This is a genomic window from Streptomyces sp. NPDC006450, assembly GCF_040612195.1.
GTDB lineage: Bacteria > Actinomycetota > Actinomycetes > Streptomycetales > Streptomycetaceae > Streptomyces.
Map to the genome: position 1 here is coordinate 36907 of NZ_JBEXPT010000041.1, position 12584 is coordinate 49490.

Sequence of the window (12584 nt, forward strand, 5' to 3'; positions counted from 1 at the left end):
AGGGTGGGCCGGATGGTCAACCCACACATCGACACCGAGATCGAGACCCTCGCCGAATTCGACCGGGTCGTGGCCCGCGGCTCGCTCGGCGGGTACCGGATCCAGTCGGTCAACCTGCTGGAGCGGACCTTCGCCCTGCTGTCCGCCGACACCTCGGCCGCCGTGTTCCTGGGCTGCGCGATGGAGCCGGACGCCTCCGTCAAGGTGCGCGCGGACGGCGCGCTGGTCTTCCCGCCCGTCCCCGACCTCCCCTTCAACCCGTACCGGGGCCTGCTCTACACGGCCGAGGAGCTCTTCACCGGCCTGGCCGCGGGCTACGAGGCCACGGTGGACGCCGAGGCGTACGCCTGGTTCCAGGAGACCAAGGCGGACGGTGACGTCTACTCCTCGATGCTGCGCTCCCTCCACGACGACGCCATCTCCGACGCCCTCGACGAACACCTCGCCGGCGCCCGCGTGGTCGGTGTGATGGGCGGCCACGCCATGGCCCGCGGCGGCGACGCGTACCAGGGCGCGGCCGAGCTCGGCCGGACGCTGACCCGCTCCGGGCTGACCGTGGCCACCGGTGGCGGTCCCGGCGCGATGGAGGCCGCCAACCTCGGCGCGTACCTCGCCCCGGCCCCCGACGAGGCCCTGCCCGAAGCCCTGCGGATGCTGGCCAAGGCCCCCTCCTTCATCCCGTCCGTCTCCGACTGGGCGCGCGCGGCCTTCGCCGTACGGGAACGCTGGCCGGCGGCCGCGGGCGGCGACTCGGTGGGCATCCCGACGTGGTTCTACGGACACGAGCCGCCGAACCCCTTCGCCGGGCACATCGCGAAGTACTTCGCGAACGCCACCCGGGAGGACGGGCTGCTCGCCCGCTCCAACGCGGGCGTGGTGTTCCTGCCGGGCGCGGCCGGCACGGTCCAGGAGATATTCGACAGCGCGACGCCCAACTACTACGGGTCCCGGGGCGAACCCGCCCCCATGATCCTCGTCGACCGCGCCCACTGGACCGAACGGCTGCCCGCCTGGCCGCTGCTCCAGGCGCTGGCCCGGGGCCGGGCGATGGAGTCCAGGATCGCCCTGGTCGACTCGGTGACCGAGGTCCCGGCGGCCCTCGCCGCAATGAGCTGACCCGGGCAGGCAACTTCTCGCCGCTTTCACACGTCTGGCAGAGGTACGCACTACGTAAAACCTGCCAGACGTGAACGGAGCCCTCGGGTGCTCATAGGCTTGCTGACCGCTATCGCGGCGTCCATCTGCTACGGCACGGGATCCGTCCTGCAAGCCGTGGGCTCACGGCGGGCGGCCCGGATGTCGCCCGCCGCCGCCGGGGTCACCCAGCACGGCGGCCCGAACCTCACCTCCACGGCGAAGGCCGCGATGACCTGGGAGTTCATCGTCGGCACGATCCTGGACTTCGTGGGCTTCGGCCTGGGCGCCCTGGCCGCCCGCCTCCTGCCGCTCTTCCTCTCCCAGACCGTCATCAGCGCCAACCTCGTGATCACGGCCGTGCTGAGCGTGAAGATGCTCGGCATCCGGCTGACCCGCAAGGAATGGACCTCCATCGGGGTCGTCTGCGCGGCGCTGGTCCTGCTGGCGACGGCGGCGGGCCACGAGGGCGGCCACTACGCGCCGGCCGCCACGCACTGGTGGCTGCTGGCGGTGACCGTGCTGATCATCGTGGGCGGCACGGTGGCGGTACGTTTCCTCGGCGCCCGGGCCGCGATCCTGGCGGGCCTGCTGTCGGGTCTGGCGTTCGGCGCGCTGGGCGTCGGGGTCCGGATCCTCAACGGCGTCGAGCCGTTCTCCTTCCCGGCGCTCCTCTCCGACCCGGCCCTCTACGCCATCGTCCTGGCGGGGGTCGGCGGCATGTACCTGCACACCGTGGCGCTCCAGATCGGCTCGGTGAACGGCGCCACCGCCGCCCTGGTGGTCGGTGAAACCGTGCTCCCCGGTGCGATCGGCGTGCTCTGGCTCGGCGACGCGTCCCGCCCCGGCATGGCCTGGCTCGCGGTCCTCGGCTTCGTCCTGGCGGTGACCGGCGCGGTGGCAGTCGCCTGGTACGGCAACCACGAGGGCGCGGATGACGCGGAAACTCCGACCGAACTCACCCCGGCCGGCGTCTGAGGCCCTTTCGGCCGTCCGGCGTCTGAGGCCTCTTCAGCCGTCCGGCGTCTGAGGACCGGGGTCCGGGGCGGAGCCCCAGGGGGTCCGGGCGCAGCCCGGTACCCCTCTCCAGCCCGTCCGGGGCTCGAGGACCGGGGTCCGGGCAGAGCCCGGGGAACGGGTGAAGGGCGGGTAGGGGACTCCGCCCCGCGCAGCGGCCCTCCCTACTCCCCCGGCAGCACGACCACCTCGGCCGGGGCGAAGCCCACCGCGACCCGGTCCCCGACCGCCGGCGCCCCCGCCAGCTCGCACTCCGCCTCGAGCGCCGGCCCCACCTCGGGCCGCAGCAACAGCGCGACATGTGTCCCCCGGAAGGTCCGCGACACCACCTCGCAGCCCAGCCCCGCGGGCGACAGCACGACCCCGGCCGGCCGGATCAGCACCCGGCAGTCCCCCTCGGCGGCCCCCGCCGGAACCGGTACCTTCCCCCACGGCGTCGAGGCGACCTGGCCCGACACCACGGCCGGCACCACGTTCTCGAAGCCCAGGAACCGCGCCACGAACTCCGACGCCGGCCGCTGCCACACCTCCAGCGGGGTGCCCGCCTGCGCGATCCGCCCGTCCCGCATGACGACCACCCGGTCGGCGAGCGCGAACGCCTCGCCCTGGTCGTGCGTGACGGCCAGCACGGTCGTGCCCAGCCGCGAGAACAGCCCCTGCAGCTCCACCACGAGCCGCTCCCGCAGCCCGCGGTCCAGCTGCCCGAGGGGCTCGTCCAGCATCAGCAGCCGCGGCGAAGGCGCCAGCGCCCGCGCCAGCGCGACCCGCTGCTGCTCGCCGCCGGACAGCGAGGCCACCGCCCGGCCCTGCGCGCCGGGGAGCCCGACCAGCTCCAGGAGCTCGGTGACCCGGGCCTCGGAGGACTGCTTCGAAGCGCCCCGCATCCGCAGCCCGAAGGCGACGTTCCCGCCCACGTCCCGGTGCGGGAACAGCTGGTGGTCCTGGAACATGAGGCCCACCCCCCGCCGGTGTACGGGCACCGCGGCCTGGTCGGCGCCGCCCAGGAGCACCCTCCCGCCGGCGACGGGCTGGAGCCCGGCCACCACCCGGAGCAGGGTGGACTTCCCGCTCCCGCTCGGCCCCAGCACGCACACGATCTCGTGCTCGGCGACCGCCAGGTCCACGGCGTCCACGACCGCGCGCTCACCGAAGCGGACCGACACCCCTTCCAGCTGCAGCAGGGTCATCAGAACTCTCCGGAGGTCTTGTCGGGTCGCAGCCGCTCCAGCAGGAGCAGGGACACCGCGCACGTCAGCATCAGGATCGTGCTCAGGGCCATCGCCTGCCCGTAGTTCATCTCCCCGGCCCGCCCCAGCAGCCGCGCCACGGCGACCGGCAGCGTCGGCTGGTCGGGGCGCGCGATGAAGACGGTCGCCCCGAACTCCCCGAGGGACACGGCGAAGGCGAAGCCCGCCGCGATCAGCAGGGCCCGCCGCACCATCGGCAGGTCCACCTCCCGCCAGGCCCGCAGCGGTGAGGCGCCGAGCACGGCGGCGGCCTCCCGCAGCCGTCCGTCCACCGCGCGCAGGACCGGCAGCATGGTCCGTACGACGAAGGGAACGCCCACCAGCGCCTGCGCCAGCGGCACCAGGATCCACGAGGTCCGCAGGTCGAGCGGCGGCTCGTCGAGGGTGATGAGGAAGCCGAAGCCGACGGTCACGGCCGACACCCCCAGCGGAAGCATCAGCAGCGCGTCGAAGCCCCGTACGAAGCGGCCCCCGCGGCGGGTCAGCGCCGCGGCCGCGAGCCCGCCGATGGCCAGCGCGATGGCGGTGGCGGCGAGCGCGTACTGCAGGGAGTTCCAGATCGCCTCCAGCGGCGGCACCAGGAAGGTGCCGCCACCGGCGCCGACTTCCTGGAGCGCCCGGTAGAAGCCGAATCCGTACCCGCCGGGGGCGTCGAAGGAACGTTCGACGAGCACGGCGAGCGGCGCCACGATCAGCAGCGCCACCGTCAGCAGCACCCCGCCGAGCAGGGTGCGCTGGGCCCAGCCGCGCGGCCGGTGCGTGGTCCTCCCCGGGTCGACGAGCCGCAGCGCGGTCTCCCGCCTGCGCACGGTCCAGGCGTGCACGGCGAGGATCCCGCCGATGGCCGCGAACTGCACCATCGTCAGCACGGCGGCCGTCGGCAGGTCCAGGAGCTGCGCGGTCTGCCGGTAGACCTCCACTTCCAGAGTGGAGTACGCGGGCCCGCCCAGGATCTGCACGACGCCGAAGGAGGAGAACGTGAACAGGAACACCATCAGCGAGGCGGCGGCCACCGCCGGCACCAGCGCGGGCAGCGTGACGCGCCGCCAGGCGGCGAACCGCCCGGCGCCCAGCACGCGGGCGGCCTCCTCCTGGCGCGGGTCAAGCTGCGCCCACAGTCCGCCGACCGTGCGGATGATCACAGCGTAGTTGAAGAAGACGTGCGCGAGCAGGATCGCCCACACGGTCGTGTCGAGGCGGATCCCCCACACCTCGTCCAGCAGACCGTTCCGCCCCACGAGCGCCAGGAACGCGGTGCCGACCACGACGCTCGGCAGCACGAACGGCACCGTGACGAGCGCCCGCAGCAGCTGCTTGCCGGGAAACTCGAAGCGCGCGAAGACGTACGCGCCGGGGAGTGCGATCAGGAGCGTGAGCGCCGTGGACGCGAGCGCCTGCCAGGTGGTGAACCAGAGCACGTCGCCGATGTCGGGCCGGGCCAGCACCTCGCCGATCCGGCCGAACTGCCAGCCGGATTCGGTCTTGAGCCCGCGCCCGACGATCGCGGCGACGGGGTACGCGAAGAACAGCCCGAAGAAGACGAGCGGCACGGCCATCAGACCGAGCCTGACGGCCGTGGCCCGCCCGCTCTCCTTCGGGACCTCGCTCACTCGTCCTACTTCACGACGAGGGCGGACCAGGTCTTGACCCACTGGTCGCGGTTCTTGGCGATGGCCTCCGGCGCGACCGCCTCGGGCTTCTCGATGACGACGCCGTGCTTGGTGAACAGCTCCGGCAGCGCGGCGTCCTTGGTCACCGGGTTCACGAACATCTGGAGCGGCATGTCCTCCTGGAACTTCTTGGAGATCAGGAAGTCCAGGAGCGCCTTGCCGCCCTCCTCGTTCTTCGCGCCCTTGAGCAGGCCCGCGAACTCGGTCTGGCGCAAGCACGTGTCCGTCGAGACGCCCGTGGGGGCCTCGGCCGGCTGCGGCTCGCCGTAGAGCACCTCGACCGGCGGGCTGGAGGCGTAGGAGACGACCAGCGGTCGGTCGCCCTTGGCCTTCTTGCCGCCTGCCGAGCCGGAGAAGCGCTCGTTGTAGGCCTGCTCCCAGCCGTCGACGACCTCGACGCCGTTGGCCTTGAGCTTGCTCCAGTAGTCCTTCCAGCCCTCGTCGCCGTACTTGCCGACGGAGGCGAGCAGGAAGCCGAGGCCGGGCGAGGAGGTCGCGGCGTTCTCGGTGACCAGCAGGTTCTTGTACTCGGGCTTGATCAGGTCGTCCAGCGTCTGCGGCGGGGCGAGCTTCTTGTCGGCGAAGTAGGCCTTGTCGTAGTTCACGCAGATGTCGCCGGAGTCGACGGGGGTGACCCGGTGCTCCTTGTCGAGCACGAACTCGGGCTTCACGTCGGCCAGCCCCTTGGCCTCGTACGGCGTGAAGATGCCGTTGTCGAGGGCCCGGGAGAGGAGCGTGTTGTCCACGCCGAAGAAGACATCGCCGCGCGGGGAGCCCTTGGTGAGGATCTCCTGGTTCAGGGCCGCGCCGGCGTCGCCCGACTTCAGGACCTTGACGGTGTAGCCGCTCTGCTGCTCGAAGTCCTTGAGGACCGTGTCGGTCGCGTTGAAGGAGTCGTGCGAGACGAGGGTGACCGTCTTGGACTTCGGGGCGTCGCTCGCGCCGGCGGACTTGTCCTTGGCGTCGCCGCCGCAGGCGCTGAGCGTGGTGACGCCGAGCGCGGCCACGAGCGCGACGCCCGCCATCTTCTTGGTGGTGCTCACTGGTGAATTCCTCCTGGGATGTCCAGGAGAAGACGCGGCCCTGCCCGGCGCTCTGTGGAGCGGACGCCGGGCAGGGCGCAACAGCTTGAGTGATGACCGAACTTCCTACCCCGAATGACCGGGGCGAGGTTCAGAGGGTCTGCGGTGACGGATACCGCACTCTCAGCGCTGTGGCGCTCCCCTGTCGGAATATGAAATTGGTTTCGGCCACAGGGTACCCCGCGGCCGAAAGCAAACCTCAGCGGGCCGAAATCAGCGCTCCGAGGCGGCGAGCTGGCCGCACGCGCCGTCGATCTCCTGGCCACGGGTGTCGCGTACGGTCACCGGCACCCCGTGACGGGCGATGGCCTCGACGAAGGCCTTCTCGTCCTCGGGCCGCGAGGCGGTCCACTTCGAGCCCGGCGTCGGGTTCAGCGGGATCAGGTTGACGTGCACGCGCTTGCCCTTGAGCAGCTTGCCGAGGAGGTCGCCGCGCCAGGCCTGGTCGTTGATGTCGCGGATCAGGGCGTACTCGATGGAGATCCGGCGGCCGGACTTCTCCGCGTACTCCCAGGCCGCGCCGAGCACCTCGCGGACGTTCCAGCGGGTGTTCACGGGGACCAGGGTGTCGCGCAGCTCGTCGTCCGGGGCGTGCAGGGAGACGGCGAGGCGGCACTTGAAGCCCTCGTCGGCGAAGCGCAGCATCGCCGGGACCAGGCCCACGGTGGAGACGGTGATCCCGCGCTGGGACAGGCCCAGGCCGTCGGGCTCCGGGTCGGTGAGGCGGCGGATGGCGCCGACGACGCGGTTGTAGTTGGCGAGCGGCTCGCCCATGCCCATGAAGACGATGTTCGACAGCCGGGCGGGCCCGCCGGGGACCTCGCCGTCGCGCAGGGCGCGCATGCCGTCGACGATCTGGTGGACGATCTCCGCCGTCGACAGGTTGCGGTCGAGGCCGGCCTGGCCGGTGGCGCAGAACGGGCAGTTCATGCCGCAGCCGGCCTGCGAGGAGATGCACATGGTGACCCGGTCGGGGTAGCGCATCAGCACGGACTCTACGAGCGTGCCGTCGTGCAGCTTCCACAGGGTCTTGCGGGTGGTGTCGTCATCGCAGGAGATGTGGCGGATGACGTTCATGAGGTCCGGCAGAAGCTCCTGCTGGAGCTTCTCGCGGGAGGCGGCCGGGATGTCGGTCCACTCGGCCGGGTCGTGCGCGTACCGGGCGAAGTAGTGCTGCGAGAGCTGCTTGGCCCGGAACGGCTTCTCACCGATCGCGGCGACCGCCTCCCGGCGCTCCTCGGGGGTGAGGTCGGCGAGGTGCCGGGGCGGCTTCTTCGCTCCACGAGGGGCGACGAAAGTGAGCTCTCCCGGGACTGGGCGGGCCATGGCAGGTACTCCTTGTAAGACGAAAGGCGCGCCGCAGAAGCAGCGCGCCTTCCAAGAGTAACCGCCCCGCCTGTGCGGGCGCCTTTTCGCAGGTCAGCCGGTGCCGACGAACAGGGCGAGCAGCAGCCAGACCACCGGTGCCGTGGGAAGCAGGGAGTCCAGCCGGTCCATGATGCCGCCGTGCCCCGGCAGCAGGGTGCCCATGTCCTTGATCCCGAGATCCCGCTTGATCATGGACTCCCCGAGGTCACCGAGGGTGGCGCTGACCGCGACGGCGAGGCCGAGCACCAGGCCCTGCCACCAGACGCCCCCGTCGATCAGGAACTCCATGCACAGCGCGCCGGCCCCCATCGCGAAGGCCACCGCTCCGAAGAGCCCCTCGCGGGTCTTTCCGGGGCTGATGCGCGGAGCGAGCTTGTTCTTGCCGAACCGCCACCCCACCGCGTAGGCCCCGGTGTCGCTGACCACCGTCAGGACCAGGAAGGTGACGACCCGCTGCGGCCCGTCGTCGGCGGTGAGCAGCATCGCGACGAACGTGGCCAGGAAGGGCACGTAGAACGCCGCGAAGACTCCGGCGGTGACGTCCTTGAGGTAGTCCTCGGGCGGCTCGGTCATCCGCCAGACCAGGACCGCGAGGGCGGTCAGCGCCATCGCCACCCAGGCGCCCTCGGCCCCGCGGACGTATCCGGCGATGACCATCGCCGCACCGCCGATCGCGAGCGGGACCAGCGGGGCCTTGATGCCCTTCTTCTCCTGGAGCCGGGAGGTGAGCTCCCACAGGCCGACGACGACCGCCACGACGACGACGCCGACGAAGACCGCCTTGACGATGAACAGCGAGGCGAAGATCACCGCGCCGAGACCCAGTCCGACCCCTATGGCAGCACGCAGGTCCCGCCCGGCGCGCTTCTTCTGCGGCGGTGGCGGGCCGTCCTGCGGTGCCGGCGAAGGCGGGGTCGGCGGGGGGCTGGGCATGGGCTCCTGCGGCGGCGTATCGGCGCGGAAGAGGGAGCCGCCGTCAGCGGCGGCCCCCCGATCGCGTGCTTCCCGGTCGTCGAAGTCACGGCCGGCGGCATCGGGCACGATGGGCATGGGCCGAGTGTGCGGGCCCACCAGCGCATCGTAGGCGGGACCCGCCGGAACCGGCTCCGGCTGCCAGGAAGTGTCGTTCATCAGACTTCGAGGAGCTCGGCTTCCTTGTGCTTGAGCAGCTCGTCCACCTGCGCGACGTACTTCGCGGTGGTGTCGTCGAGCTCCTTCTCGGCGCGGCGCACCTCGTCCTCGCCGGCTTCCTTGTCCTTGACGAGCTTGTCGAGGGCGTCCTTCGCCTTGCGGCGAACGGCGCGGATCGAGACCTTGGAGTCCTCGGCCTTGGTGCGCGCGACCTTGATGTACTCCTTGCGGCGGTCCTGCGTCAGCTCGGGGAAGGTCACCCGGATGATGCTGCCGTCGTTGCTGGGGTTGACGCCCAGGTCGGAGTCGCGGATGGCCGTCTCGATGTTGCGCAGGGCGCTCTTGTCGAACGGGGTCACGATCGCCATGCGCGGCTCGGGGACCGAGAAGGAGGCGAGCTGGTTGATGGGCGTGATGGCGCCGTAGTACTCCGCCACGATCTTGTTGAACATCGCCGGGTGCGCACGACCGGTGCGAATCGCGGCGAAGTCTTCCTTGGCGACGACGACGGCCTTTTCCATCTTCTCCTCGGCCTCGAGGAGGATCTCTTCGGTCACCACGTGCTCCTGCATGTCAGAAATGGATGGTTCAGGCGGACGGGGGCCTGCTCAGGCCCGGGTGCCCTGGTCGCTCACGAGCGTGCCGATCTTCTCACCCTTGACGGCTCGCGCGATATTGCCCTCGGCGAGCAGCTCGAAGACGAGGATCGGCAGCTTGTTGTCGCGGCACAGCGTGATGGCGGTGGCGTCGGCGACCTTGAGGTCGCGGGACAGCACCTCGCTGTACTCCAGCGCGTCGAACTTCACCGCGTCCGGGTTCTTCTTCGGGTCGGAGTCGTAGACCCCGTCGACGCCGTTCTTGCCCATGAGCAGGGCTTCCGCGTCGATCTCCAGGGCGCGCTGGGCAGCCGTGGTGTCGGTGGAGAAGTAAGGCATGCCCATGCCGGCACCGAAGATGACCACACGGCCCTTCTCCAGGTGCCGCACGGCGCGCAGCGGGATGTACGGCTCGGCGACCTGGCCCATGGTGATGGCCGTCTGGACGCGGGAGTCGATGCCTTCCTTCTCCAGGAAGTCCTGGAGGGCGAGGCAGTTCATGACCGTGCCGAGCATGCCCATGTAGTCGGACCGGGCCCGGTCCATGCCGCGCTGCTGGAGCTCGGCGCCGCGGAAGAAGTTGCCACCGCCGATCACGATCGCGATCTCCGCGCCGTCGCGGACGACCGCGGCGATCTCGCGGGCGATGGCGTGGACCACGTCGGGGTCGACGCCGAGTCCTCCGCCACCGGAGAAGGCCTCGCCCGACAGCTTCAGCATGAAGCGGCGGCCCTTCTTGTCCTGGTCGCTCTTGTCGTCGGAAGCGGTGTGGGTGTCCACGCCCTGATTCATGGAGATCTCCTCGTGCACATACGAAGAAGGCCATTGCCGGTGGGTCCTCGCGGTTCCCTCTACGGCAATGGCCTCCTCGTCAGATCTGCGGTCGCCCTGCGCGAACGCGGGCGACTGCTTCAGACCCTACCGGGGTCCGGTGTCCGTCGCGTACGGACGGACTCAGATGCCGACCTTGATGCGCGAGAAGCGCACCAGGGTGACACCGGCCTCGTCCAGAACCTTCTGGACGGACTTCTTGGCGTCCAGGGCGTAGGCCTGGCCAAGCAGCGTGTTGTCGCGGAAGAAGCCGTTGACACGACCCTCGACGATCTTCGGCAGCGCGGCCTCCGGCTTGCCCTCGGCGCGGGTGACCTCTTCGGCCACGCGGCGCTCGGACTCGACGACCTCGGCCGGAACGTCCTCGGCGGAGAGCCACTTCGGCGCGAACGCGGCGATGTGCTGCGCGACGCCGCGGGCGACCTCGGCGTTCTCCTTGTCGAGCTCGACCAGGACGCCGATCTGGAACGGCAGGTCGGGCATCGTGCGGTGCATGTACGCCGAGACGTAGCCGCCGGTGAACTGCGCGAAGCGGTCCAGGACGATCTTCTCGCCGAGGTTGGCATTGGCCTCGTCGACGAACGCCTGCACGGTCTTGCCGGGGGCGATCTCGGACGCGAGCAGCGCCTCGATGTCGGCCGGCGAGGTCGCGGCGATGTGGTTGGCCAGCTCGTTGGTGACTGCCAGGAACTTGTCGCCCTTGGCGACGAAGTCCGTCTCGCACTTCAGCTCGACGAGGACACCGGAGGTGTTGTCGTCGGAGATGACGGAGACGACGGCACCGTTCTCGGCAGAACGGCCTTCGCGCTTGGCGACGCCCTTCTGACCCTTGATACGGAGTGCCTCGACGGCCTTGTCGACGTCACCGTCGGCCTCGACCAGCGCGTTCTTGCAGTCCAGCATGCCGACGCCGGTGAGCTCGCGGAGCTTCTTGACGTCAGCGGCGGTGTAGTTCGCCATGAGTCTGTGATTCTCTCTCGAAGTCGTAGATCTACGGGTGAACGGCGGAGGAGCGCGCTTGTGGCGCGGCTCCCCCGCCGTCATCGTCCGTGCTGTGAGTGCCCGGCGTATGAACGCCGGGCGCTCTCAGTGGGTCAGGCCTGCTCGGCGTCGGCGGCCGGAGCCTCGACGACGGCCTCGGCGACAACCTCGGCCTCGGCGGCCGGAGCAGCCTCGGCCTCGACGGCGGGGGTCTCGACAGCGGCCTCGGCCGGAGCGGCCTCAGCGTCGTCGGCCTTCTTCTCGCCCTCGAGCAGGTCGCGCTCCCACTCGGCGAGCGGCTCGGCGGCGGCCTTCTCGCCCGGCTTCGAGTCGCCAGTGGCGGCACCGGAACGGGCGATGAGGCCCTCGGCGACGGCGTCGGCGATCACGCGGGTGAGCAGGGTGACGGAGCGGATCGCGTCGTCGTTGCCCGGGATCTTGTAGTCGACCTCGTCGGGGTCGCAGTTGGTGTCGAGGATCGCGACGACCGGGATGTGGAGCTTGCGCGCCTCACCGACGGCGATGTGCTCCTTCTTGGTGTCGACGATCCAGACGGCGCTGGGGACCTTCGACATCTCGCGGATACCACCGAGGGTCTTCTCCAGCTTGATCTTCTCGCGAGAGAGGACCAGGAGCTCCTTCTTGGTGAGACCCGAGGCGGCGACGTCCTCGAAGTCGATCGCCTCAAGCTCCTTCAGACGCTGAAGGCGCTTGTAGACGGTGGAGAAGTTGGTGAGCATGCCACCCAGCCACCGCTGGTTGACGTAGGGCATACCAACGCGCGTCGCCTGCTCGGCGATGGCCTCCTGGGCCTGCTTCTTGGTACCGACGAACATGATGGAACCGCCGTGGGCGACGGTCTCCTTCACGAACTCGTAGGCGCGGTCGATGTACGACAGCGACTGCAGCAGGTCGATGATGTAGATGCCGTTGCGCTCCGTGAAGATGAAGCGCTTCATCTTCGGGTTCCAGCGGCGGGTCTGGTGACCGAAGTGGACGCCGCTTTCCAGCAGCTCCCGCATCGTTACGACGGCCATGGCCATCTCCTTGTTTTCTCGGTTTGGTTCCTGACGCCCCTGTCGCGCCCTGCCCCCGTGAAAGGGGACCGAGAGACGCTGTCACCTGGCCCTGAGGGGCCGGTGCTGGGGCGTGCGAAGTCGACCCGGTGACCCGGATCGCCACAAGAAGTGTACGGGACCCGGTGGTATGCCGGATGACGAGGTTGTCCACAGTGTCCCGACCGTCCACAGGCCGGGGCGGGACGGGCCCCGGGGCCAGGACCCTGACCCCATGACGAAGCCGCTGCTCACCCTGGTCCTCGCCGTGACCCTGTCCCTGGGCCTCACCATGCGCGCCCCCGCGGCCGTGCCGGCGCCGTCGCGCGCTCCTGGCGCCGCGGGGGCACCGGGCGGACGCCCGCTGCCCGCTCCGCTGACGGTGGTCCGCTGGTGGGATCCGCCCCCGACCCCGTACGCGGCGGGCCACCGCGGGGTGGACCTGGCGGCGCCGGCGGTGAGGATCGCACGG

Annotated in this window: 11 protein-coding genes, 1 pseudogene and 1 riboswitch; of the genes and pseudogenes, 3 read left to right on the forward strand and 9 right to left on the reverse strand. The window is 70.5% G+C overall.

Annotated elements, in window-relative coordinates; genetic code table 11:
- Nucleotides 1–12 precede the first annotated feature (12 nt).
- Nucleotides 13–1116: an LOG family protein gene (locus ABZY57_RS15430; protein ID WP_356512016.1), complete on the forward strand. Its 1104-nt coding sequence runs from the start codon at nucleotides 13–15 to the stop codon at nucleotides 1114–1116.
- A gap of 87 nt (nucleotides 1117–1203) precedes the next feature.
- A complete protein-coding gene (locus ABZY57_RS15435) occupies nucleotides 1204–2112 on the forward strand; it encodes a hypothetical protein (RefSeq protein WP_356512018.1) in 909 nt (302 codons plus the stop codon).
- 203 nt (nucleotides 2113–2315) lie between these two features.
- Here the strand turns inward: ABZY57_RS15435 and ABZY57_RS15440 are convergent, their stop codons facing one another.
- From ABZY57_RS15440 to rpsB, 9 genes are all read right to left on the reverse strand, one after another.
- Nucleotides 2316–3338, reverse strand: a complete 1023-nt coding sequence (locus ABZY57_RS15440; RefSeq protein WP_356512020.1) for an ABC transporter ATP-binding protein — start codon at nucleotides 3336–3338, stop codon at nucleotides 2316–2318.
- Nucleotides 3338–4954 (reverse strand): iron ABC transporter permease, encoded by a 1617-nt coding sequence (locus tag ABZY57_RS15445; RefSeq protein WP_356512040.1) that lies wholly within the window; start codon nucleotides 4952–4954, stop codon nucleotides 3338–3340. The genes ABZY57_RS15440 and ABZY57_RS15445 overlap by 1 nt, the downstream gene beginning before the upstream one ends.
- A gap of 59 nt (nucleotides 4955–5013) precedes the next feature.
- Entirely contained in the window at nucleotides 5014–6111 is a 1098-nt protein-coding gene (locus tag ABZY57_RS15450; protein ID WP_356512022.1) for a thiamine ABC transporter substrate-binding protein, read from the reverse strand.
- An 84-nt stretch (nucleotides 6112–6195) separates the two neighbouring features.
- Nucleotides 6196–6304, reverse strand: a riboswitch (TPP riboswitch).
- A 59-nt stretch (nucleotides 6305–6363) separates the two neighbouring features.
- Entirely contained in the window at nucleotides 6364–7476 is a 1113-nt protein-coding gene (rlmN, locus tag ABZY57_RS15455) for a 23S rRNA (adenine(2503)-C(2))-methyltransferase RlmN (protein WP_356512024.1), read from the reverse strand.
- Between the two features lie 93 nt (nucleotides 7477–7569).
- Nucleotides 7570–8649, reverse strand: a complete 1080-nt coding sequence (locus tag ABZY57_RS15460) for a phosphatidate cytidylyltransferase (protein ID WP_356512026.1) — start codon at nucleotides 8647–8649, stop codon at nucleotides 7570–7572.
- Nucleotides 8649–9206 carry a ribosome recycling factor gene (gene frr, locus ABZY57_RS15465; RefSeq protein ID WP_254385784.1) on the reverse strand — a complete coding sequence of 186 codons (558 nt, stop codon included), beginning with the start codon at nucleotides 9204–9206 and terminating at the stop codon, nucleotides 8649–8651. The genes ABZY57_RS15460 and frr overlap by 1 nt, the downstream gene beginning before the upstream one ends.
- A 51-nt stretch (nucleotides 9207–9257) precedes the next feature.
- On the reverse strand, nucleotides 9258–10037 hold the full coding sequence (gene pyrH / locus ABZY57_RS15470; RefSeq protein WP_243337648.1) for a UMP kinase: 780 nt from the start codon (nucleotides 10035–10037) through the stop codon (nucleotides 9258–9260).
- 162 nt (nucleotides 10038–10199) lie between these two features.
- The gene (tsf, locus tag ABZY57_RS15475) at nucleotides 10200–11036 is read right to left on the reverse strand and encodes a translation elongation factor Ts (RefSeq protein WP_266881358.1); all 837 of its coding nucleotides are present in this window, start codon (nucleotides 11034–11036) and stop codon (nucleotides 10200–10202) included.
- 134 nt (nucleotides 11037–11170) lie between these two features.
- The gene (gene rpsB / locus ABZY57_RS15480) at nucleotides 11171–12094 is read right to left on the reverse strand and encodes a 30S ribosomal protein S2 (RefSeq protein WP_250743876.1); all 924 of its coding nucleotides are present in this window, start codon (nucleotides 12092–12094) and stop codon (nucleotides 11171–11173) included.
- A 253-nt stretch (nucleotides 12095–12347) separates the two neighbouring features.
- On the opposite strand from rpsB, the pseudogene ABZY57_RS15485 reads away from it, so the two are divergent.
- Nucleotides 12348–12584: pseudogene (locus tag ABZY57_RS15485) on the forward strand (M23 family peptidase); the annotation flags it as partial.

Coding starts and splice junctions, on each gene's coding strand:
- tsf (WP_266881358.1), bottom strand. CDS start 11,036: ATGGCGAACTACACCGCCGCTGACGTCAAGAAGCTCCGCGAGCTCACC.
- ABZY57_RS15430 (WP_356512016.1), top strand. CDS start 13: ATGGTCAACCCACACATCGACACCGAGATCGAGACCCTCGCCGAATTC.
- rlmN (WP_356512024.1), bottom strand. CDS start 7,476: ATGGCCCGCCCAGTCCCGGGAGAGCTCACTTTCGTCGCCCCTCGTGGA.
- ABZY57_RS15445 (WP_356512040.1), bottom strand. CDS start 4,954: ATGGCCGTGCCGCTCGTCTTCTTCGGGCTGTTCTTCGCGTACCCCGTC.
- pyrH (WP_243337648.1), bottom strand. CDS start 10,037: ATGAATCAGGGCGTGGACACCCACACCGCTTCCGACGACAAGAGCGAC.
- ABZY57_RS15460 (WP_356512026.1), bottom strand. CDS start 8,649: ATGAACGACACTTCCTGGCAGCCGGAGCCGGTTCCGGCGGGTCCCGCC.
- ABZY57_RS15440 (WP_356512020.1), bottom strand. CDS start 3,338: ATGACCCTGCTGCAGCTGGAAGGGGTGTCGGTCCGCTTCGGTGAGCGC.
- rpsB (WP_250743876.1), bottom strand. CDS start 12,094: ATGGCCGTCGTAACGATGCGGGAGCTGCTGGAAAGCGGCGTCCACTTC.